This window comes from Rhodocyclaceae bacterium, assembly GCA_020248265.1.
Taxonomy (GTDB): domain Bacteria; phylum Pseudomonadota; class Gammaproteobacteria; order Burkholderiales; family CAIKXV01; genus CAIKXV01.
The window spans coordinates 222,546-242,960 of the sequence record JADCHX010000008.1; the positions used below are offsets into that span (position 1 = coordinate 222,546).

At 69.4% G+C, this 20,415-nt stretch carries 21 protein-coding genes; 8 read left to right on the forward strand and 13 right to left on the reverse strand.

Annotated elements, in window-relative coordinates; all coding sequences use genetic code 11:
- Window positions 1-57: 57 nt before the first annotated feature.
- The 7 genes from ING98_09465 to pap all read left to right on the forward strand — a co-directional run bounded on the left by ING98_09465 (window position 58) and on the right by pap (window position 8,499).
- Window positions 58-879, forward strand: a complete 822-nt coding sequence (locus ING98_09465; protein MCA3102091.1) for a 16S rRNA (uracil(1498)-N(3))-methyltransferase — start codon at window positions 58-60, stop codon at window positions 877-879.
- Window positions 876-2,204, forward strand: coding sequence for an amino-acid N-acetyltransferase (argA, locus tag ING98_09470; protein MCA3102092.1), 1,329 nt, complete (start codon window positions 876-878; stop codon window positions 2,202-2,204). The genes ING98_09465 and argA overlap by 4 nt, the downstream gene beginning before the upstream one ends.
- Window positions 2,205-2,333: 129 nt before the next feature.
- Complete coding sequence (locus tag ING98_09475; protein ID MCA3102093.1) at window positions 2,334-2,606, forward strand: oxidative damage protection protein; 273 nt, start codon at window positions 2,334-2,336, stop codon at window positions 2,604-2,606.
- Between the two features lie 62 nt (window positions 2,607-2,668).
- The gene (gene ppk1, locus ING98_09480; protein ID MCA3102094.1) at window positions 2,669-4,798 is read left to right on the forward strand and encodes a polyphosphate kinase 1; all 2,130 of its coding nucleotides are present in this window, start codon (window positions 2,669-2,671) and stop codon (window positions 4,796-4,798) included.
- A 32-nt stretch (window positions 4,799-4,830) separates the two neighbouring features.
- Window positions 4,831-6,456, forward strand: coding sequence for a CHAD domain-containing protein (locus ING98_09485; protein MCA3102095.1), 1,626 nt, complete (start codon window positions 4,831-4,833; stop codon window positions 6,454-6,456).
- Window positions 6,457-6,477: 21 nt separating this feature from the next.
- On the forward strand, window positions 6,478-6,930 hold the full coding sequence (locus ING98_09490; protein MCA3102096.1) for a histidine phosphatase family protein: 453 nt from the start codon (window positions 6,478-6,480) through the stop codon (window positions 6,928-6,930).
- A 72-nt stretch (window positions 6,931-7,002) separates the two neighbouring features.
- On the forward strand, window positions 7,003-8,499 hold the full coding sequence (gene pap / locus ING98_09495) for a polyphosphate:AMP phosphotransferase (protein ID MCA3102097.1): 1,497 nt from the start codon (window positions 7,003-7,005) through the stop codon (window positions 8,497-8,499).
- 30 nt (window positions 8,500-8,529) lie between these two features.
- Here the strand turns inward: pap and ING98_09500 are convergent, their stop codons facing one another.
- The 4 genes from ING98_09500 to ING98_09515 form a co-directional block, all read right to left on the reverse strand.
- Window positions 8,530-9,447 (reverse strand): SMP-30/gluconolactonase/LRE family protein, encoded by a 918-nt coding sequence (locus ING98_09500; protein MCA3102098.1) that lies wholly within the window; start codon window positions 9,445-9,447, stop codon window positions 8,530-8,532.
- Between the two features lie 35 nt (window positions 9,448-9,482).
- Window positions 9,483-9,884, reverse strand: coding sequence for a diacylglycerol kinase (locus tag ING98_09505; protein MCA3102099.1), 402 nt, complete (start codon window positions 9,882-9,884; stop codon window positions 9,483-9,485).
- An 11-nt stretch (window positions 9,885-9,895) separates the two neighbouring features.
- A complete protein-coding gene (gcvH, locus tag ING98_09510; protein ID MCA3102100.1) occupies window positions 9,896-10,279 on the reverse strand; it encodes a glycine cleavage system protein GcvH in 384 nt (127 codons plus the stop codon).
- Between the two features lie 145 nt (window positions 10,280-10,424).
- Window positions 10,425-11,849: an amidase gene (locus tag ING98_09515; GenBank protein MCA3102101.1), complete on the reverse strand. Its 1,425-nt coding sequence runs from the start codon at window positions 11,847-11,849 to the stop codon at window positions 10,425-10,427.
- 256 nt (window positions 11,850-12,105) lie between these two features.
- Between ING98_09515 and ING98_09520 the strand changes: the two genes are divergently transcribed.
- Window positions 12,106-13,005 (forward strand): cytochrome c5 family protein, encoded by a 900-nt coding sequence (locus tag ING98_09520; GenBank protein MCA3102102.1) that lies wholly within the window; start codon window positions 12,106-12,108, stop codon window positions 13,003-13,005.
- Between the two features lie 4 nt (window positions 13,006-13,009).
- Here ING98_09520 and ING98_09525 read toward each other — a convergent pair whose 3' ends face one another.
- The 9 genes from ING98_09525 to ccmB all read right to left on the reverse strand — a co-directional run bounded on the left by ING98_09525 (window position 13,010) and on the right by ccmB (window position 20,403).
- Complete coding sequence (locus ING98_09525; protein MCA3102103.1) at window positions 13,010-13,813, reverse strand: 1-acyl-sn-glycerol-3-phosphate acyltransferase; 804 nt, start codon at window positions 13,811-13,813, stop codon at window positions 13,010-13,012.
- Window positions 13,800-15,041 (reverse strand): c-type cytochrome biogenesis protein CcmI, encoded by a 1,242-nt coding sequence (gene ccmI, locus ING98_09530; protein MCA3102104.1) that lies wholly within the window; start codon window positions 15,039-15,041, stop codon window positions 13,800-13,802. Before ccmI ends, ING98_09525 begins: the two co-directional genes overlap by 14 nt.
- Window positions 15,038-15,580, reverse strand: a complete 543-nt coding sequence (locus ING98_09535; GenBank protein ID MCA3102105.1) for a cytochrome c-type biogenesis protein CcmH — start codon at window positions 15,578-15,580, stop codon at window positions 15,038-15,040. The genes ccmI and ING98_09535 overlap by 4 nt, the downstream gene beginning before the upstream one ends.
- A 71-nt stretch (window positions 15,581-15,651) precedes the next feature.
- Window positions 15,652-16,176, reverse strand: coding sequence for a DsbE family thiol:disulfide interchange protein (locus ING98_09540; GenBank protein MCA3102106.1), 525 nt, complete (start codon window positions 16,174-16,176; stop codon window positions 15,652-15,654).
- Entirely contained in the window at window positions 16,173-18,299 is a 2,127-nt protein-coding gene (locus ING98_09545; protein ID MCA3102107.1) for a heme lyase CcmF/NrfE family subunit, read from the reverse strand. Before ING98_09545 ends, ING98_09540 begins: the two co-directional genes overlap by 4 nt.
- Entirely contained in the window at window positions 18,296-18,763 is a 468-nt protein-coding gene (gene ccmE / locus ING98_09550) for a cytochrome c maturation protein CcmE (GenBank protein ID MCA3102108.1), read from the reverse strand. The genes ING98_09545 and ccmE overlap by 4 nt, the downstream gene beginning before the upstream one ends.
- On the reverse strand, window positions 18,760-18,942 hold the full coding sequence (ccmD, locus tag ING98_09555) for a heme exporter protein CcmD (protein MCA3102109.1): 183 nt from the start codon (window positions 18,940-18,942) through the stop codon (window positions 18,760-18,762). The genes ccmE and ccmD overlap by 4 nt, the downstream gene beginning before the upstream one ends.
- On the reverse strand, window positions 18,939-19,727 hold the full coding sequence (ccsA, locus tag ING98_09560) for a cytochrome c biogenesis protein CcsA (GenBank protein ID MCA3102110.1): 789 nt from the start codon (window positions 19,725-19,727) through the stop codon (window positions 18,939-18,941). The genes ccmD and ccsA overlap by 4 nt, the downstream gene beginning before the upstream one ends.
- Before the next feature lie 22 nt (window positions 19,728-19,749).
- Complete coding sequence (gene ccmB / locus ING98_09565; protein MCA3102111.1) at window positions 19,750-20,403, reverse strand: heme exporter protein CcmB; 654 nt, start codon at window positions 20,401-20,403, stop codon at window positions 19,750-19,752.
- Between the last annotated feature and the right edge of the window lie 12 nt (window positions 20,404-20,415).

The window sequence follows — 20,415 nt, forward strand, 5'->3', positions numbered from 1 at the left end:
GAGCGGTCCCGCTGCAAGCGGCCTGTCTCGACCCCAGGACCCGACCCCAGGATACGGATGCTCACGCCCCGGTTTCACTGCCCGCAGGCCGTCCCCGGGCTCGCCCGCGGCACCCGGGTCGAGCTGCCGCCAGATGCCTCGCATCATGCGCTGCGCGTCCTGCGCCTGCGTGAAGGGCAGCCGGTCGCCGTGTTCTGCGGCCATGGCGGCGAATACGAAGCGGTTCTCGAGGCCGGCCGTGGCAGATCGGCACAGGTGCTGCTCGGCGCGTTCCACGCGGGCGACCGCGCGCCGCGCATCGACGTACATGTTCAGCAGTCGGTCGTCGCCACCGAGAAGATGGACTGGGTGGTCGAGAAGGCGGTCGAACTCGGTGCACGCCGGTTCACTCCGGTGCTGGCCGAGCGCAGCGTCGTGCGCCTGTCCGGCGAACGGGCCGCGAAACGGGCTGCCCACTGGCAGGCGCTGGCAGTGTCGGCGAGCGAACAGTGCGGGTTGAACCGGCTGCTCGAGGTCTGCCCGGTGATGGCGCTGGACGCGGCGTGCGCCGGCCCGCATGATGACGGAGCCCTGCTGTGCGTGCTCGACCCCGAAGGTGAGCGTTCGCTCACTCAGGAATTGGCGGTGCTGCTTGCCAATCCTGCGGGCGTCTCGGCACGATCGCTGGTGCTGCTGGTCGGGCCGGAAGGTGGCTTTTCGCCAGTCGAGGCGGCGCTGGCGCGCGCGGCAGGCTACCGTCCGGTAACGCTCGGGCCGCGGGTGCTGCGGACCGAAACCGCCGCACTGGCGGCGCTGGCCGCGCTGCGCGCGATCGTCGACGACTTCTCACCGCCGGTTCCTCCCAACCCCCGCCAGGCCTCGATCCCCGCCACGACATGAACACATCGCCTCCCTCGTTCGTCACCTGGTTCCGCGCGGCCGCGCCGTACATCCACGCGTTCCGCGGCAAGACCTTCGTGGTCGCCTTCGGCGGCGAGGTCGTCGAAGAGGGGCAGCTCGTGCACCTGTCGCACGATGTCGCGCTGCTGGCGAGCCTCGGCGTGCGGCTGGTGCTGGTGCATGGCGTGCGTCCCCAGCTCGAGGTGCTGATGACGCAGCAGGGCATCGAGGCACAGTACGCGAACGGGCTGCGCGTGACCGACGACGCGGTGATGGGCTGCGTCAAGCAGGCCAACGGGATCGTACGCATCGAGATCGAGGCGCTGCTGTCGACCGGGCTGCCGAACACCCCGATGGCCAACGCCGCGGTCAACGTCGCCAGCGGCAACTTCGTGGTCGCCTGCCCGCGCGGCGTGTACGAGGGCATCGATCTCAAGTACACCGGCGCGGTGCGCAAGGTCGACGTGCCGGCGCTGCGTGGCCGACTCGATGCCGGCGAGATCGTGCTGGTCTCCCCGCTCGGCTACTCGCCGACCGGTGAGGCATTCAACCTCACCGTCGAGGACGTGGCAACCTCGGTGGCGACCGCGCTGGCCGCCGAGAAGCTGATCTTCATGATCGACGGGCCGGGCGTGCAGCGCGGCCGCGGCCGGCTGCTGCGCGAACTGACCCTGTCCAGTGCCGAGACCTGGATCGCGCGCACGAAGAAGTCGAAGGTCGGGCGCGGTACCGACATCGAACGTTTCCTGCCGGCCGCGATCGACGCCTGCCGGCGCGGCGTCGCGCGCGCGCACCTGGTCAGCCGCCATGTCGACGGCGCGCTGCTGCTGGAACTGTTCACCCACCACGGCATCGGCACGATGATCTCGCGCGATTCGCTCGAGCGGCTGCGTCCGGCGCGTATCGACGATGTCGGCGCGGTGCTGCAACTGATCGCGCCGCTCGAGGCCGAGGGCACGCTGGTCAAGCGCGGCCGCGAGCGGATCGAACGCGAGATCGGCTACTTCACCGTGATCGACCACGACCGGCGGCTGATCGGCTGCGCCGCGCTGTACCCGTTCCCGGCGGCGCGCGCGGCCGAACTCGCCTGCCTGGTGGTGCATCCCGACCACCGCAATGCCGGACATGGCGAGGCACTGCTGCTGCACATCGAGGCGCGCGCCCGCGCCCAGAAGCTCGACAAGCTCTATGCGCTGACCACCCACACCGCGCACTGGTTCGTCGAGAACGGCTTCCACGAGGTCGATGTCAGCGAGCTGCCGGCCGAGCGGCGCCAGCTCTACAACTGGCAGCGGCGCTCCAAGGTGTTCATGAAGTCGCTGTAGCAGGCCAGCGGGCGGACATTCGTCGGCCCGATCGGCGTGCCTGGGGTGCGCCCGGGGCGCGCCGCCGTCCGCCAGGGCCGCGCGGCGATTACACTTGGCAGGCAATCCCGCAGGTCCCCGAGAGTACCCATGCCCCGTACCGTCCAATGCATCAAGCTCGGCCGCGAGTCCGAGGGCCTCGACTTCCCGCCGTATCCCGGCGCGCTCGGCCACCGTATCTTCGACAGCGTGTCCAAGGAAGCCTGGCAGTTCTGGCTCGAGCACCAGAAGCGGCTGGTCAACGAGAACCGCCTGAACCTGGCCGACCCGAAGGCGCGCAAGTACCTCGCCACGCAGATGGAGGAGCACTTCTTCGGCGCCGGTGCCGACGAGGTCCAGGGCTACGTGCCGCCGGCGGGCTGATACCTTGCGCCGGTGCCGTGTCATCAGCCTGAAATCCTATTGACATACCCTCCGAGTTCTCCATGACTGGACGAGCGCGCCACTTGAGCACCGCTGCGGTGAAGAAGAAGCGCCAGCCTCCGCCGGAACATTTCCTGAATCGCGAGCTCGGCCTGCTCGCGTTCAACGCGCGCGTGCTGGAAGAGGCCGAGAACCGGAAGAACCCCCTGCTCGAACGGCTGCGCTTTCTGTGCATCGTGTCGAGCAACCTCGACGAGTTCTTCGAGATCCGGGTCGGCGGCCTGAAAGAGCAGATCACCCTCGGCGCCGTGGGTACGCAACCCGACGGCATCGCGCCGCGCCAGCTGTTCCCGCTGGTCGCGCAGCGTGCGCATGAAATCGTCGAGCGCCAGTACCGGCTGCTGAACGACGAACTGCTGCCCGGGCTCGCCGCCGAGGGCATCTGCTTCCTGCGCCGCAGCGAGTGGACGCCCGCCCAGCAGGAATGGGTGCGCGCGTACTTCTTCCGCGAGGTGATGCCCGTACTCACGCCGATCGGCCTGGACCCGGCGCATCCGTTCCCGCGCGTGCTGAACAAGTCGCTCAACTTCGCGGTCGAGCTCGAAGGCAAGGACGCGTTCGGCCGCAAGTCCGGCGCGGCGATCGTACAGGCGCCGCGCGTGCTGCCGAGGGTAGTCCGGCTGCCGCCGCAGGTGGCCGGCTGTCCCAACGGGTTCGTGTTCCTGTCGGCGGTGCTGCACGCGAACATGCGCGAGCTGTTTGCCGGCATGCAGGTGCTCGGTTCCTACCAGTTCCGCGTCACGCGCAACAGCGACCTGTTCGTCGACGAAGAAGAGGTGAAGAACCTGCGCATCGCGCTGCAGGGTGAGCTGCCGCAGCGGCACTTCGGGAACGCGGTGCGCCTCGAGGTCGCGGACAACTGTTCCGAGGCGATGACCGCATTCCTGCGCATGCAGTTCAACCTCGGCGAGGACGACATCTACCGCGTGCCTGGCCCGGTGAACCTGGTGCGGCTGATGCAGGTGCCCGACTGGGTCGACCGTCCCGACCTGATGTTCAAGCCGTTCACGCCGGGCGTGCCGAGCACGCTGGTGCGCCGCGCCGATGTGTTCGAGGCGATCCGCCGCGGCGACATCCTGCTGCACCATCCGTTCCAGTCGTTCGCGCCAGTGGTCGACTACGTCCGGCAGGCGGCGGCCGATCCGGCGGTGGTGGCGATCAAGCAGACGATCTACCGCACCGGCAACGAATCGGTGCTGATGGAGACTCTGGTCGCGGCAGCCCGCAGCGGCAAGGAAGTGACCGTGATCGTCGAGCTGCTCGCGCGCTTCGACGAAGAGGCCAACATCGGCTGGGCCTCGAAGCTCGAGCAGGCCGGTGCGCATGTCGTCTACGGCGTCGTCGGCCACAAGACGCATGCCAAGATGTCGCTGGTGGTGCGCCGCGAAGAGGGCGTGCTGCGCCGCTATGTGCACGTGTCGACCGGCAACTACCATGTGCGCACCGCAGGCCTGTACACCGACTTCGGCCTGTTCACCTGCAACGAGCAGATCTGCTCCGACGTGAACGAGACCTTCAAGCAGCTCACCGGCCTGGGCAGGGCGAGCCGGCTGCACCACCTGTGGCAGGCGCCGTTCACGCTGCAGGAGAACATCGTCGCGGCGATCAACGAAGAGGCGAAGGCCGCGCGGGCCGGCAAGCGCGGGCAGATCGTCGCGAAGATGAACGCGCTGCTCGAGCCTCAGACGATCGAGGCCCTGTACAAGGCCTCGCAGGCCGGCGTGAAGATCGACCTGATCGTGCGCGGCGTGTGCGCGCTGCGCCCGGGCGTGCCGGGGTTGTCCGAGAACATCCGGGTACGTTCCATCCTCGGCCGCTTCCTCGAGCATTCGCGCATCTTCTGGTTCCATGCCGGCGGCAAGGACAACGTGTACCTGTCGAGCGCCGACTGGATGGACCGCAACTTCTTCCGCCGCGTCGAGATCTGCGTGCCGATCCTCGACCTGCGCCTGAAGCGCCGGATGATCGCCGAGGCGCTGCGGCCGTACCTGCGCGACAACCTGCAGTCCTGGGAGATGAACGGCGACGGCGTCTACCGCCGGCGCAGCGCATCGCGTGCGCGGCCGTACTCCGCGCAACAGGCCCTGCTCGCCGAGCTCGCGCAGTCGCCACTGCCGGACACGGGCCGGTAGCGCGGCGGCCGGGCGCGGCGCGCGGAGGCCCGATGGCTATCGAAACCGAACTGCGCTTCCAGCTCGACGCCGCACGCGCGCGTGCGATCCTCGCCGAGCCGCGGGTCGCTGCCGGGTTGCGCCGCCAGCCGCTGTCGAGCATCTACTTCGACACACCCGACTTCGCGCTTGCCGGTCGCCGGGCAGGCCTGCGCCTGCGCCGGGTCGGCCGGCGCTGGGTGCAGACCTTCAAGTGCGAGCTGCCCGACGGGCCCGAGCACCGGCGCGGCGAATGGGAATGGACGGTGCCGCGCGCGGTGCTCGACCTGGACGTGCTCGCCGATACCCCGCTCGCCGACTGGTTCGCGAAGCCGCGCAATCGCGAGGCCCTGGCCCCTGTCTTCGAGACCCGTTTCACCCGCGCGAGCGCGCTGGTCGACCATGGCGAAACGTCGATCGAGCTCGCGATCGATCGCGGCAACGTGATCGCGGGCGAGCGCAGCGACCCGATCCTCGAGCTCGAGCTCGAACTCAAGGGCGGCCCGGTCGACGGGCTGTACGCCTTCGCACTCGAACTCAACCGCGACCATGCGCTGATGCCCGAGCCGCGCAGCAAGGCCGCCCGCGGATTCATGCTGTCGACCGGTACGAAGCGCGCACCGATGCGCGCACCGAAGCTGCAGCTCGATGGCGAAGCGACGGCGGAACAGGCATTCGTGTCTGTGATGCTCAACTGCCTGGCGCAGCTGCAGGGCAACGCGGCTGGCGCGCGCCTGGGCGATGACCCGGAGTACGTGCACCAGGCGCGCGTCGCGCTGCGCCGGATGCGCTCCACGCTGGTGACGTTCCGGCGCGCGATCCCGCGTTCATGCAGCGACGGCATCTCGACCGAGGCGCGGCGGCTCGCCTCGGCGCTGGGTGCCGCCCGCGACCTCGACGTGTTCGAGGAAGGCACGCTGGCGCCGCTCGCGGCGGCTGGCCATGCGACGCGGCTGGCCGGTGCGTTCGAACGCCTGGACACGCTGCGCCGGCAGGCGCGGCAGCAGGCCGCCGCGGCGCTGTCGGCGCCCGGCTACACGGCGTTCGTGCTGCACCTGCTGCGCTGGATCGACAGTGCACCCTGGCGGGCTGCGCCCGCGCCCGCTGCTGCCGCTACCGCCGCACCCGCCGTGGCGGTCGTGGCGGTCGCTGCGAAGCCAGGCCCCGCGAAGGCGGATCCTGGTCGGGATGCCGCGGAGCACGCCGAGGGGCGGCGCCAGAAGTCCGGCATCCGCCGCTTCGCGGCGGGCACGCTCGATCGCCGCCATCGCGCGGTGGTCGCGATCGGCGGCAGGCCGTCCGGGCTGGATGCCGAGGCGCGCCATGAACTGCGCATCGCGGTGAAGAAGCTGCGCTACGCGGCCGAGTCGTTCACCAGCCTGCAGGGCGGCAAGTCGGAGAAGGCGGCCGGTACCTACCTGGCTGCGATGGCATGGCTGCAACAATCGCTCGGGATCCTAAACGACATGGCGACGGGTGAAGCGCTGGTTGCGGGCGGGACGGGCGGTCCGTTCGACGGTGCGATCGACGAGGCAGGGCTGGCCCTGCTGTCCGGATGGCGCCTCGGCCTGTGCACGGCCGTACTCGACGATGCCGACCGCGCGTGGAACCGGTTTCGCGAAGCCGACCGGTTCTGGTGACGACGAAGGAGCCCTGACACGATGAACCTGATCCTCTGGCGGCATGCCGAAGCCGAAGACGACAGCAACGACCTGGCGCGTGCGCTCACCTCGAAGGGGCAGCGGCAGGCCAAGCGGATGGCCGCCTGGCTCGAGGCACGGCTGCCCGACAAGTACAAGGTGCTCTGCTCGCGCGCCCGGCGCTCGCAGGACACGGCGCGCGCACTGACCGACAGGTTCAAGGTCGATGCGAACCTCGACCCGGGCGCCTCGTACGCGTCGCTGCTGGCGGCGGTCGACTGGCCGCACGGCAGCGGCACCGTGATCGTCGTCGGCCACCAGCCGACGCTGGGCGCGGTGGCCGCGACGGTGCTCGCCGGCGAGCCCGCTGGCTGGACGATCCGCAAGGGCGCACTGTGGTGGATCTCGTACCGGGAACGCGACGCGGGCGGCGAGACGTCGCTGCGGGTCGCGATGTCGCCCGACCTGCTCTGAGCATCGGGCAGGCGCGGCCGGCGTAACATCGGCCGCATCGGGCAGGGCTGCCCGGTAGCAGAGGAGCGCCGCATGTTCGAATCCGCCGAGGTTGGCCATCGCATCGACCGCGAGGAGTACCGCCAGCGCGAGCCCGCGCTGCGGGCCGCGCTGCTGCAGGCCCAGCTCGACCTCGGCGCACTGAAGCGCTTTCCGGTGCTGATCGTGGTCGGCGGCGTCGACGGCGCGGGCAAGGGCGAGACGGTCAACCTGCTCAACGAGTGGATGGACCCGCGCCATATCGACACCCATGCATTCGGCGCGCCCTCCGACGAAGAGGCCGAGCGGCCGCGCATGTGGCGCTTCTGGCGGGTGCTGCCGTCGAACGGCCGCATCGGCATGCTGTTCGGTGCCTGGCATTCGCAGCCGGTGCTCGACCGGGTGTACCGGCGTACAGGCAGCGACCGCTTCGAACAGCAGCTGCAGGAAATCGAGCGGTTCGAACGGATGCTCGCCGACGAGGGCGTGCTGCTGCTGAAGTTCTGGTTCCACCTGTCGAAGAAGGACCAGCAGGCGCGGCTGAAGGCGCTCGAGAAAGAGCCGCTGACGCGCTGGCGGGTCACCCGGGAAGACTGGCACCGCTTCGACAAGTACGACCGCTTCCGCAAGGTGTCCGAACTGCTGGTGCGGCGGACTTCCACCCCGGCCGCGCCGTGGATCGTGGTGGAGGGCGTCGACGAGTGCTACCGCGCGCTGACCGTCGGCGAGACGCTGCTCGCCGCGATGCGCCAGCGCCTGGACGGGCCAGGCACCAACCCGCCGTCTGCCACCCCCACCCCCACCGCGCAGCCTGCCCCGAGGCTGCCCGCGATCGACCGGCGCGACGTGCTGTCGATGCTCGAGCTCGACCAGCCGATGACGCGCGAGGTCTACGAGCCGGCGCTCGCATTGCTGCAGGGCCAGCTCAACCGGCTGTCGCGCGACGTGAAGTTCCGCAAGCGCGCGGCCGTCGTGGTGTTCGAAGGCAGCGACGCGGCCGGCAAGGGTGGTGCGATCCGCCGCATCACCGCCGCGCTCGATGCCCGCTATTACCACGGCATACCGGTCGGTGCGCCGAACGAGGAGGAACGCGCGCATCCCTACCTGTGGCGTTTCTGGCGCGACCTGCCGCGGCGCGGGCGCTTCGCGCTGTTCGACCGCTCATGGTACGGGCGCGTGCTGGTCGAGCGGGTGGAGGGCTACTGCAGCGAGGCCGACTGGCGCCGCGGCTACGGCGAGATCAACGAGTTCGAGGGCGAGCTCGATGCGCACGGCGTCATCATCGCCAAGTTCTGGCTGCAGGTGAGCAAGGAGGAGCAGTTGCGCCGCTTCCGCGACCGCGAGCAGGTGGCGTTCAAGAACTTCAAGATCACGGCCGACGACTGGCGCAACCGCAAGCGCTGGGCGGCCTACCACCAGGCCGTGTGCGAGATGGTCGATCGCACCTCGACCGACGTCGCGCCGTGGACGCTGGTCGAGGCGAACAACAAGCTCTACGCCCGGATCAAGGTGCTGGCGACGCTGGTCGAACGGGTCGAGCAGGCGCTGTAGGCCGGTACCGGGCCGCGCCGGCTGCTGCGGTTACGGATACATCGACCAGCCGACCCGGTCGGTGCGCGCGCGGAACAGGTGTCCCTCGGTGGTGGTGACGAACAGCGTCTTCATGTCGGCGCCGCCGAAGGCGCAGTTGGTCGGGCGGATCGCCGGCACCGGATGCGTCTCCAGCACCCGGCCTGTCGGTGAGAACACGTAGATCATCGGCCCTGCGCCCGCCACTTCCCAGCCGGCGGTGGCCACGATGTTGCCGTCGCGGTCCAGGCACATGCCGTCGATGCCGCGGTGTACGCCGCGTGCATCCTCGCCCCAGGTGAACAGCGTCCTGAAGGTGCCCAGGCTGCCGTCGTCGAGGATCGGGTAGGCGCGCAGTTCGCGCGGTACGCCTTTCGCATAGCCGCTCTCGGCGACATACAGCGTGCGCTGGTCCTGCGACAGCAGCACGCCGTTGGGCATGGTGGTGTCGAAGGTCACGCGCGTGGTGGTGTAGCTGCCGTCGGGCTGCGGGTCGCAGCGCAGCACCGACTGGTCGGGCAGTTCCGTCTGCTCGGTCTTGTCCCAGTTGCCGGCGTTGATCGGGTTGCTGAACCAGATGCGGCCCTCGCGGTCGATCGCCAGGTCGTTGGGCGTGTTGAGCCGATTGCCGTCGATGCGGTCGGTGACTACGGTCGTCTCGCCTTCGACCAGTGACGTACCGTCGAAGCGCAGCACCGAGCGCCCGCCCGAGCTGCAGCCGAACAGCCGGCCTTCGCTGTCGAAGGCCAGGCCGTTGGTGCGGTTGGTGCCGGTGCGCCAGGGGGTGATCGAGCCGGTCGCGATGTCAAGACGCAGGATCGTGCTGGCCTGTATGTGGGTGAACAGCAACTGCTCGCCGTCCCATACCGGGCCTTCGGTCAGTGGCACGCCGCGCGGCGGCTTCATCAGCAGTTCGAAGGTCCAGCTCATCGGGTTGCCTCCTTCATTCTCGTGGTTTCCGCCGTTCAGCCCAGCAGCACCAGTGCCCAGGTGATCGGCACGTTGACCAGCGCGACCATCACCGCAGCCGAGCCGATGTCCTTCGCGCGCTTGGCGAGCGAATGGTCGTCGAGCGATACCCGGTCGACGGTAGCCTCGACCGCCGAATTCAGCAGTTCGACCACCAGCAGCAGCATCACCGACCCCACCATGAGCGCGCGTCCGGCACCGCTGGCCGGCAGGAACAGCGCGAGCGGTACCAGCACCGCCGCCAGCAGCACCTCCTGCCGGAACGCCGCCTCGTTGCGGTAGGCGGCGGCCAGCCCGGACATCGAATAGCCGAACGCATTGACGATGCGACGCAAGCCACTGCGTCCCTTGTGCGGGCTTTCTGCCCCGGGCCGGGGTTCCGTGGGCTGTTCGGCCATCCGGGTCAGGTTCAGCCCATGACGGCCGCATAGGCCGCCGAATCGAGCAGCCCGGTCGTCGCCAGCGCATCCGGCGCCGCCTCGACGCGCACCAGCCATGCCCCGTACGGGTCGGCGTTCAGCGACTCCGGGCTGTCGCGCAGCGCCTCGTTCACCTCCACTACCGTGCCTGCCACCGGCGCATGCACGTCGGAGGCGGTCTTCACCGACTCGATCACCATGAACGGCTCGCCCGCGACCAGCACCGCACCCGGCTTCGGCAGATCGGCGAACACCACGTCGCCCAACGCATCCTGCGCGAACGCCGTAATGCCGATCTCGACCCGGCCAGGCGCAAGTTCACGGGCCCACTGATGGGTCGGGATGTAAAAACGATCGGCAGGCGGAGGCGGCATCAGAAAATCCGGGTCAGACACGCATTAAAGAATCAGGGTCAGACACGGATTATTTCGAAAATCCGGGTCAGATACGGATTATTTCGTGTCGGACGGGAAAAGCGTGTCTGACCCGGGTTTTCCAGAGTCCGGGCCAAAACCCGGGTCAGACACGGGTTTGGGGGAGGAGGGGCACGCGCTCGTGCAGGCCGAACTGCTGTTCCAGCCACGCGCCGGCCGCCAGCAGCCGGTGTTCGGAACGCGGTGGCCCGATCAGCTGCATGCCGACCGGCAGGCCGGCGGCGGTGAGGCCGCAGGGCACCGCCAGCGACGGGCAGGCGGTGACGGTGATCGCATAGGTCATCATCATCCACTGGTAGTAGAAGCCGAAGCGCACGCCGCCGAACTCGTCGAGCTGCTGCTGCCGCGCATCGAAGGCCGGGCTGATCGCCACCGGGCACAGCAGCAGGTCGTGGTCGTCGAAGAAGCGCACCACGCGCCGCGCGATCGTGGCCTGAGCGACGTCGGCCTCGACTACCTCGCGTGTGCTTCGAGCGAGGCCCTGCTCGGTGTTCCAGACCACGTTCGGCGACATCCGGTCGCGGTGCTGGTCCATGATGTGCGCGAGCCGTCCAACGTAGAGGAAGCTGCGCAGCACCTGGAACACGAGGTCGGCGTCCTGCAGGTCGGGGCAGGCCTCTTCGACGCGTGAACCGGGTACCTGCATCGCGCTCGCGGTGGTTCGGCAGAGGCGCGCGACCTCCGGGTCGACCATCGGCGCGATGCCGAGGTCGGTGCTGAAGGCGATGCGGGCCGGCAGCGCCGGCGCGCGGGCCGCGGACAGGAACGTGCGGGCCGGGGCCGGGCGCGACAGTGGATCGGCCCCGAGTTCGCCGACCTGGCAGTCGAGCATCAGCGCGACATCGGCGACGGTGCGCCCCATCGGGCCTTCGACCGACAGCGGCGAATACGCCTGGCGCTGGATGCGCGCGACCGTGCCAGCCGTCGGACGCAGGCCGACCGTGCCGCAGAACGACGACGGTATCCGGATGCTGCCTGCAAAGTCGTTGCCGGTGGCGAGCCAGACCTGGCCGGCGGCCAGCGCCGCGGCGGAGCCGCCGGACGAGCCGCCGCAGGTCTTCGTGGTGTCCCACGGGTTGTACGTGGTGCCGAACACCTCGTTGTGCGTGGTGCCGCCGGCCGCGAACTCGGGCAGGTTCGACTTGCCGATCACGATCGCACCCGCGGCCTCGAGCCGGTCGACGACCACGTCGTTGGCCGGCGCAATGCGATGCTCGAAGGCCAGCGACCCGCTGGTGCAGCGCACGCCGCCGACGTCGATGTTGTCCTTCACCGCGATCGGCAGCCCGTGCAGTCTGCCGAGCGTGCTGGGCGATCCGCCGGGCGCGGCCATCAGCCGCTTCGCATGGTCGCGTGCGCGGTCGAGGCAGAGCGTGGGCAGCGCATTGAGCGTGCCATCGGTGGCCGCGATACGCGCGGCGGCCGCCTCGACCAGGTCGAGCGGCGAGACTTCCCGGCGCTCGAGCAGGTCGACCGCAGCGCAGGCTGTGAGGCGGGTGAGTTCGGTCATCTGAGGGTGGCGGAGGGCGGCAGAGGGCGCAGCGAGCATGGCGATCCGTTGCGGACGACGCAGTCAGCCATCCGCCGGGGCGTGGATTGTCGCATTGCCGGCGCCGCCGGTGCGGCTTGACACCCCGGCCGATGTCCACGGACACAGGTTGACGATATAATTTCGGGTTATTCCGCATGGCGTCATTCCCCACGACATACCCCGTGGGGCTGCGGCAACCCACAGGCAACGACCGGTACCGACGGAGAGTCACTCGATGAGCGCGCAGCACGGAGAAGGTTCAGAAGGCCACGGCACCGAAAGCCAGGGCCTGATCAACACGCCGAAGCAGTTGATCACGGTGGTCGTGGCCTCGTTCCTCGTGCCGATCATCGGCATCGTGCTGCTGGTGTCGTTCGTCACCGGCGCCAAGAACACCGAGCCGGCGGGCAGCCAGGCCAAGGCCGCTGCGGTCATCGCCGATCGCATGCGTCCGATCGGCCAGGTCTGGATCGCCGGCGAAGAGCCCCCGGCCGGCGCGATCGCCGTGGCCGCCGTGGCAACGGCCAAGGCCGAGAAGACCGGTGAAGAGATCTACAAGGCGGTCTGCGCCGGCTGCCATACCACCGGTGCCCTGAATTCCCCCAAGCTCGGCGACAACGCCGCCTGGGCGAAGCTGATTCCCGAGGGCCATGCCGCGCTGACCAAACAGGCGATCGCCGGCATCCGCCAGATGCCGGCACGCGGCGGCAACCCCGCGCTGACCGACATCGAGATGAGCCGCGCCGTGGCCTACCTCGCGAACTCCGCCGGCGCCAAGTTCAAGGAGCCGCCGGTTGCTGCACCGGCTGCACCCGCTGCACCGGCCGCCGCTGCCGCTGCGACGACCGTCGCGGCGGTTGCACCTGCCGCTGCTGCCGCACCGGCCGCTGGCGCGGTCGATGGCGAAGCGGTCTACAAGCAGGCCTGCGCGGCCTGCCATGCGGTGGGTGCCGCCGGTGCGCCGAAGAGCGGCGACAAGGCCGCCTGGGCGCCGCGCATCAAGAAGGGCGAAGAGGCGCTGGTCGCCTCGGCCCTGAAGGGCATCGGCATCATGCCGCCCAAGGGTGGCAACGCGTCGCTCACCGAAGCGCAGATTCGCGCCGCGGTCGCCTACCAGATCAAGACCAACCGCTGACGCGTCACTCGGTCGGTATCTTCGCCGCGACGCGTTCCTGCGCGATCGCGGCGAGCTTGCGCCTCTGCGCGCGCAGTTCCGGACCGTCCGTCCCGCCGGCCTCGCCGGATGCGACGAACGGCTCGATCGGTTCCAGGAAATGCAGCTCGGCGCGCAGTCCCTGTGCGCCTGCGATGCGCCACATCGACACCAGCAGCGAGACATCGTCGATGTACGCCGGCACATCGCTGCGCATGCCAGCCTCGTCGACATAGCGGATCGCCACCGGATGCACCCGCGCCTGCGCACCGACCGCCGGCTGGAACAGCGATGCATGGAACGGCCGCACCACCGAGCCGTCGGTGGTCGTGCCCTCCGGAAACACCGCGATGCGCTCGCCCGACACCGCCAGCCGCGCGATGATGCGGTCGTTGACCTTGCGCGTGTCGGTGCGCCGGGCGCGCTCGATGAACAGCGTGCCGACGCGCGCCGCCAGCCAGCCGAACACCGGCCAGCCGCGGATCTCCGACTTCGCCACGAACAGCGTCGGGCAGACCGCGTTGATCACCCAGATGTCGAGCCAGGACACATGGTTGGCCGCGATGAACACCGGCGCATCGTCGCTCGGCAGTTCGCCATGCACGTCCAGGCCGATGTCCATCACGTCGAGCAGCGCCGCCGACCAGGGTTGCATGTGGCGGTTGCGCAGGCGCACGTCGGGGCGATCGAGCACGAACAGCGCGACCAGCAGGCCGCGCACCATCAGCGCCGTCGCGCGGGTGATGCGCCAGGTGCGGACGAAGGCGCCGCGGCGGTCAGCGCACGACATCCGCGATACGAACCTGTACGCCGGTCGCCCCCACGGCCACCGGTTGCACCGTGCCGACGAGGTCACCCGGCTGCGGCATCGCCTGTCCGGAGCGCGAGACCCGGGCCGACACCACTACCTGCTTGTGCATCGACAGCTTCGCCGTGGGCGCCATGCTCGTCGAGTCGTCGAGCGTGAAGCGGATCGGCAGGTCCTTCACCGTCGCGCGCACCACGGCCAGCGGCAGCGGCGGGCCATCGACTGCGCGCGCGAAGATGAAGACTGCCTCGTCGGGCTTCGCCTGGCGCATCAGCTCGGGCGCGAGCGTCACCTCGCCGCTGATGCTGGCGCCGGTCGCGGCGGGCGCTGCGGTGGGGCCCTTGGCCTGGGCATTCCCTGCCCCGGCTGCAGGCGCGTCCGCGAGCGCCACGCCCTTCGCCAGCGCGACCTGCCGTACCTGCTCGATCGCCTGGTCCACGGCCGTACGATCGGCCGACCCGGGCTCGACCTCCGCCGCGAGCCTGCGCCACAGCGCGATCGATTCGGCGAACTGGCCGTTCTCCATCGTGGCGGTCGCGGCCAGCGCGAGTGCGGTCTGGTTCTTCGGATCGAGCTTGAGCGCCTTCACGATCAGCTCGAACGGCTTTCCCGACAGGCTGCCCTGCACCATCGCCAGCGCATCGGCGTGGCCTGCGAGCAGGTTCGCGTCGTCGGGGCGCAGCGCGCTGGCCTTCTCGAAGGCGGCGATCGACTCCGGCATGCGCCCGGTGATCTGGTAGGCGCGTGCGAGCATCACCCAGCCTTGCGCGTCATCGGGGTTCGCCTTCATCTTCTCGGCGAGCGCATCGACCATCTGCAGGAACTGCTGGTCCGGGGGATTGAGCGCGGCCGGGTTGCCGAGCGAGAGGTAGCCGGCGAACGCCAGCACCGGCACCAGCGCCAGCATGCCTGAGGTGAGCCAGCGGCCTCGGCGCACGGCGGGTACGCTGTCGGCCGCAGCGCCCGGTACCGCAGCTTCCGCCAGCGCCCGCCGGTCCAGTTCCGCGCGGGCGATCGCATGCTGCTCTACCGACAGCACGCCGTCGGCCAGTTCACGGTCCAGTTCCAGCAGGTGGTCGCGATAGACCTCGGCATTCAACGCGGCGCGCGCCGGCCCGGTATCGATGCGGCTCGCGCGCAGCAACGGCAGCGCGACGAAGGCGACCGCCAGCAGTGCCAGCAGCGCGCAGAGAATCCAGAACAGCGTCATCGATTACCCATCCTGTCATCCTGCATCGCGCGGTCGTTGCCGGTGGCGAGCGAGGCGAGCGCCGTGCGTTCCGCATCCGACAGCGTGGGCACCGCGCGCGCCTCGGCCAGCGTACGCCGATGGCGCAGCTGCGCGACCAGCACGCCGAGCCCGATCAGCAGCAGCAGGCCGGGGCCGAACCAGAGCGCGATCGTGGTCCAGTCGAGCGGCGGACGGAAGCGCACGAAGTTGCCGTAGCGCGCGACCATGAAATCGAGCACCTGGCGGTCGGTCATGCCGCTCTTGAGCTGCTCTCGGATCTCGTTGCGCATGTCGACCGCAAGGGCGGCATGCGAATCCGCGATCGACTCGTTCTGGCAGACCAGGCAGCGTAGTTCCTTCGTCACCGCGATCAGCCGCTGCTCGAGCACCGGGTCCTGCGCGTTCGGGCGGGCGACGCCGGGTGCGACCGGTGCGCTGGCGGCGCTGTTGCCGTCGGTGCCGGTGCCGGTGCTTGCCGCCGGGGCAGGTGCGGTCACGCACAGCAGCGTCGCCAGCATCAGCGCACGCAGCGGGGTACGCAACAGCGTGAGCCGCCGTGCCGGGCCTGCGTGAATCGTGCCCCGCGCGCTCACGATGCGCGCAGTTTCTGGATCAGAGGCAGCAACGTGCGTTCGACCACCTGCGGGTTGAGCGGGCCGACATGCTTGAAGCGGATCACGCCCTGCTTGTCGATCAGATAGGTCTCGGGCGTGCCGTACACGCCGTAGTCGATGCCGACGCGGCCGGTCGGGTCGACCACCGACAGCAGGTAGGGGTTACCGTTGCGCGCGAGCCAGGCGGTGGCGGCGTCCGGCTTGTCCTTGTAGTTCAGCCCGTAGACCGGGATGCCCCGCTTCGACAGCGCCTCGATCACCGGGTGCTCTTCCAGGCAGGGCGTGCACCACGAGGCCCAGACGTTGAGCAGCCAGACCTTGCCCTTCGCATCCTCGACCGAGAACTGCTTCTGCGGCTCGGCCAGCGTCGGCAGCGAGAAGGCCGGCGCAGCCTTGCCGATCAACGGCGAGGGCACCTCGCGCGGATTGAGCGTGAGCCCGATGCCGAGGAAAGCGGCCAGCACGAGAAAGCCGGCCAGCGGCAGCCAGGCGCGGTTCATCGCAGGCCCCCGTCGGACGGCGGCAAAGCGGCCCGCGCCATCGGCGGCACTGCCACCGCACCCGCCGCCGGCTGGCGGACACTGGGGTCTGACCCCACGGGGTCAGACCCCAGCCTTGAGCGCGACCCGGACAGCCGGCCGACATCGGGGTCTGACCCCAGGGTCCGGGCGCGGACTTTGACGCGGTAGCGGCGGTCGCAGACGGCGAGCAGGCCGCCCAGGGCCATCAGGAAGCAGCCGGCCCAGATCCAGTCGATGTAGGGCTTGTGGTACACGCGCACGATCCACGACTCGCCGCTGTCGACCGGCTCGCCCAGCGACACGTACAGGTCGCGGGTGAAGCCGGAGTCGATGGCCGCCTCGGTCATCACCATGCCGGAGGCGTTGTAGACCCGCTTCTGCGGATGCAGCGTCTCGACGAACGCGTCGTTCTTCAGCACGGTGATGGTGCCTTCCATCGCGCGGAAGTTCGGGCCCGGCACCTCGCGCACGCCGTCGAAGCGGAAGGTGTAGCCACCCGACTGCACCACTTCGCCCACGCGCATGCGTACGTCCTGTTCGCTCTCGTAGCCGCGCACCATGGTCACGCCGACCACGAACACCGCAACGCCGAAGTGCGCGAGCAGCATGCCGTAGAAGCTGGCGGTCGGGCGCGACAGGCGCGCCATCAGCGAGCCTTCGCCCTGGCGCACGCGCTGCACCAGCGAGGCGACCGCGGTGGAGGCGATCCACATCGCGCACAGGATGCCGAAGGACGCGAGCGGGCTGAAGGTGCCGATGCCGGTCTGCGCGGACATCGCCAGCGGCACGACGATCGCGGTGATGACGCTGATGCCGAACGCCCAGCGCAGGCGCACCGCGAGCTCGGGCAATGTTGCCTTCTTCCACTTCGCGATCGGGCCGATGCCCATCAGGAACATCAGCGGCGACATCAGCGGCAGGTAGACCGAGTCGAAGTAGGGCGGGCCGACCGACAGCTTGCCCAGGCCGAGCGCATCGATGATCAGCGGGTACAGCGTGCCGAGCAGGATCGAGCCCGCGGCCACCACCAGCAGCACGTTGTTGCCGAGCAGGGCCGACTCGCGCGACAGCAGGTCGAACGAGCCGCCCAGGCCGACCTTCGGCGCGCGCCAGGCATAGAGCGCGAGCGAGGCGCCGATCGACACCACCAGGAAGGCGAGGATGTAGAGGCCGCGCTCCGGGTCGGAGGCGAACGAGTGCACCGAGGTCAGCACGCCCGAGCGCACGAGGAAGGTGCCCAGCAGCGACAGCGAGAACGCGCTGATCGCCAGCAGCACCGTCCAGCTCTTGAACGCGCCGCGCTTCTCGGTGACCGCCAGCGAATGGATCAGCGCGGTGCCCACCAGCCACGGCATGAACGAGGCGTTCTCGACCGGATCCCAGAACCACCAGCCGCCCCAGCCGAGCTCGTAGTAGGCCCAGGCCGAGCCGAGCGCGATGCCCAGGGTGAGGAACATCCAGGCGATGGTCGTCCAGGGGCGCGACCAGCGCGCCCAGGTCGAGTCGAGCTCGCCCGAGATCAGCGCCGCGATCGCGAAGGCGAAGGCGACCGAGAAGCCGACGTAGCCCATGTAGAGCAGCGGCGGGTGGATCACCATGCCGATGTCCTGCAGCAGCGGGTTCAGGTCACGGCCATCGGCCGCAGCCGGGATCAGCCGCTCGAACGGGTTCGACGTGAACAGCATGAACGACAGGAAGCCGATGCTGATCATGCCCATCACCGCCAGCACGCGCGCCACCAGCGGCGCCGGCAGCTGGCGGCTGAACACGGTGACCGCGACCGTCCAGCCGGCGAGCATGAACGACCAGAGCAGCAGCGAGCCCTCGTGCGAGCCCCAGGTGGCGGTGAAGCGGTAGGTCATCGGCAGCTGCGAGTGCGAGTTCTGCGCGACGTTCAGCACCGAGAAGTCCTGGTTCATGAAGCTGTAGGCGAGCGCACCGAAGGCGAGGGTGACGAACACGCCCTGGCCCTGCGCGACCGGGCGTGCCATCGCCATCCACGATTCGATGCCGCGCTGCGCGCCGATGAGCGGGAACACCGCCTGGATGCCGGCGAGCACCAGCGCGAGGATCAGGCAGAAATGGCCGAGTTCTGGAATCACTTGCCGGAGCCTCCTGCGGGCGCGACGACCGAGCCCTGTGACTTCTTCGCCTGTTCGAGCGCATGGGCCGCCTCGGGCGGCATGTAGTTCTCATCGTGGCGGGCCAGCACCTGGTCGGCACGGAAGATGCCATCGGGGCCGAGCCGGCCGCGCGCGACCACGCCCTTGCCCTCCTGGAACAGGTCCGGGAGGATGCCCTTGTAGGTGACCGGCACCACCTGCGCGGTATCGGTGACCTTGAACGCGACCGTCAGGCCATCGGCCTCGCGTTTCACGCTGCCCGCCTCGACCAGCCCGCCGATGCGAAACGGCCGGTCGAGCGGTGCTTCCTTCGCGTAGACCTGCGTCGGGCTGAAGAAGAACAGCAGGTTGTCCTCGAAGGCGTTCAACACCAGCGCCGCGACGACCGCGAGCGCGGCCAGGCCGCCACCGACGATCGCCAGCCGTTTCTGCCGCGGTTTCATGTGCTGCTCCACTCCCGGATCTGGCGCTGGACCCGCGCGCGCGCCAGCGATTGCCGGCGCTGCTTCACGACCCAGGCGATTTCGGCCACGACCAGCAGGGCCGTCACGCCGTACGACATCCAGACGAAGAACGCATAGCCGCCCATCGCGAGGAAGTCGGAAAAGCTCGACCAGTTCATCGTGAACCCTCTGCCTTGGACCCCGGCACACCGCCGGAGGTTCCGGCCGTCTTTTCGGCGACCAGCAGTTCGCCCACCCAGGCACTGTGCTGCTCGCGCTCGACGATGATCGAACGCACCCGCGCGAGCGAGATGGCGATCGTGTACATCCACGCCGCGAACGCCATCACCAGCATGCCGGTGAGCATCACGGTGGCCATCGACGAACTGCCCGGCTTCACCGATGCGCCCTGGTGCAGCGTGTTCCACCACTTGACCGAGAAATAGATGATCGGGATGTTCACCACGCCGACCAGCGTGAGCAGCGCACCGGCACGGTCGGCGCGGCGTGGATCGTCGATCGACGCGCGCAGTGCCATGTAGCCGATGTAGAGAAAGAACAGGATCAGCGTCGAGGTCAGGCGTGCATCCCAGACCCAGTAGGCGCCCCAGGTCGGGCGGCCCCAGAACGCGCCTGTCCATAGCGCGATGAAGGTGAACAGCGCGCCGGTCGGCGCCAGAGCCTGCACCATCATGCCCGACAGCCGGGTGTTGAACACGATGCCGGCCGCTGCCCAGCCAGCCATCACCAGGTAGGTGAACATGCCGATCCACGCGGCCGGCACATGGATGTAGATGATGCGGTACGAGTCGCCCTGCTGGAAGTCGGTGGGCGCCAGGACCAGCCCGATGTACAGGCCGACCAGCGTCGTCACCACGGCCGCACCGGCGAACCACGGGATCAAGCGTCCGGCGAGGCCGTAGAAGCTCGCCGGCGAGGCGTACTTGAACCAGTGGATGGCCATCGGGAGAAGGGTACGGGCTCTGTCAGTCCAGCGAAATCCGCACGGCCGCGGCCGCAGCCCAGGGTGCAAAGGTCAGGGTGAACACCGTCAGCGCGGCGAGCAGCGACAGGTGACCCGACGCGTCGAGCCCGCCCAGCGCCGCCTCGACGGCACCGGCACCGAAGATGAGAGCCGGAATATACAGCGGCAGCACGAGAACCGCAGTCAAAACGCCGCCGCCCCGCAGGCCGAGCGTGAGCGCGGCGCCGACCGCACCGATCGCCCCGAGGATCGGCGTGCCCAGCGCGAGCGAGGCGACCAGCACCCAGGTGGCCGAGGGCGGCAGGTCGAACTGCAGCGCGATCAGCGGCGCGAGCAGGGTCAGCGGCAGGCCGGTGGTCAGCCAGTGGGCGACCAGCTTGGCGAACACGATCAGCGACAGCGGCTGCGGTGCGAGCGCCAGCTGCTCGAGCGTGCCGTCCGCATGGTCGGCCGCGAACAGCCTCGGCAGCGCGAGCAGCGAGGCCAGCAGCGCCGCCACCCACAGCACCCCCGGCGCGATCTCGCGCAACAGCTCCGGCTGCGGCCCGATGCCCAGCGGGAACAGACTGACCACGATGATGAAGAAGAACAACGTGGTCAGCAGCTCCGCCGGCCGGCGCAGCGTCAGCAGCAGGTCACGGCGCAGCACGGTCAACGGCGTCCGCAG

What these genes read in the sequence shown, in the direction of transcription:
- ING98_09465 (MCA3102091.1), top strand. Translation starts at nt 58, where the DNA reads ATGCTCACGCCCCGGTTTCACTGCCCGCAGGCCGTCCCCGGGCTCGCC.
- argA (MCA3102092.1), top strand. Translation starts at nt 876, where the DNA reads ATGAACACATCGCCTCCCTCGTTCGTCACCTGGTTCCGCGCGGCCGCG.
- ING98_09475 (MCA3102093.1), top strand. Translation starts at nt 2,334, where the DNA reads ATGCCCCGTACCGTCCAATGCATCAAGCTCGGCCGCGAGTCCGAGGGC.
- ppk1 (MCA3102094.1), top strand. Translation starts at nt 2,669, where the DNA reads ATGACTGGACGAGCGCGCCACTTGAGCACCGCTGCGGTGAAGAAGAAG.
- ING98_09485 (MCA3102095.1), top strand. Translation starts at nt 4,831, where the DNA reads ATGGCTATCGAAACCGAACTGCGCTTCCAGCTCGACGCCGCACGCGCG.
- ING98_09490 (MCA3102096.1), top strand. Translation starts at nt 6,478, where the DNA reads ATGAACCTGATCCTCTGGCGGCATGCCGAAGCCGAAGACGACAGCAAC.
- pap (MCA3102097.1), top strand. Translation starts at nt 7,003, where the DNA reads ATGTTCGAATCCGCCGAGGTTGGCCATCGCATCGACCGCGAGGAGTAC.
- ING98_09500 (MCA3102098.1), bottom strand. Translation starts at nt 9,447, where the DNA reads ATGAGCTGGACCTTCGAACTGCTGATGAAGCCGCCGCGCGGCGTGCCA.
- ING98_09505 (MCA3102099.1), bottom strand. Translation starts at nt 9,884, where the DNA reads ATGGCCGAACAGCCCACGGAACCCCGGCCCGGGGCAGAAAGCCCGCAC.
- gcvH (MCA3102100.1), bottom strand. Translation starts at nt 10,279, where the DNA reads ATGCCGCCTCCGCCTGCCGATCGTTTTTACATCCCGACCCATCAGTGG.
- ING98_09515 (MCA3102101.1), bottom strand. Translation starts at nt 11,849, where the DNA reads ATGACCGAACTCACCCGCCTCACAGCCTGCGCTGCGGTCGACCTGCTC.
- ING98_09520 (MCA3102102.1), top strand. Translation starts at nt 12,106, where the DNA reads ATGAGCGCGCAGCACGGAGAAGGTTCAGAAGGCCACGGCACCGAAAGC.
- ING98_09525 (MCA3102103.1), bottom strand. Translation starts at nt 13,813, where the DNA reads ATGTCGTGCGCTGACCGCCGCGGCGCCTTCGTCCGCACCTGGCGCATC.
- ccmI (MCA3102104.1), bottom strand. Translation starts at nt 15,041, where the DNA reads ATGACGCTGTTCTGGATTCTCTGCGCGCTGCTGGCACTGCTGGCGGTC.
- ING98_09535 (MCA3102105.1), bottom strand. Translation starts at nt 15,580, where the DNA reads ATGCTGGCGACGCTGCTGTGCGTGACCGCACCTGCCCCGGCGGCAAGC.
- ING98_09540 (MCA3102106.1), bottom strand. Translation starts at nt 16,176, where the DNA reads ATGAACCGCGCCTGGCTGCCGCTGGCCGGCTTTCTCGTGCTGGCCGCT.
- ccmE (MCA3102108.1), bottom strand. Translation starts at nt 18,763, where the DNA reads ATGAAACCGCGGCAGAAACGGCTGGCGATCGTCGGTGGCGGCCTGGCC.
- ccmD (MCA3102109.1), bottom strand. Translation starts at nt 18,942, where the DNA reads ATGAACTGGTCGAGCTTTTCCGACTTCCTCGCGATGGGCGGCTATGCG.
- ccsA (MCA3102110.1), bottom strand. Translation starts at nt 19,727, where the DNA reads ATGGCCATCCACTGGTTCAAGTACGCCTCGCCGGCGAGCTTCTACGGC.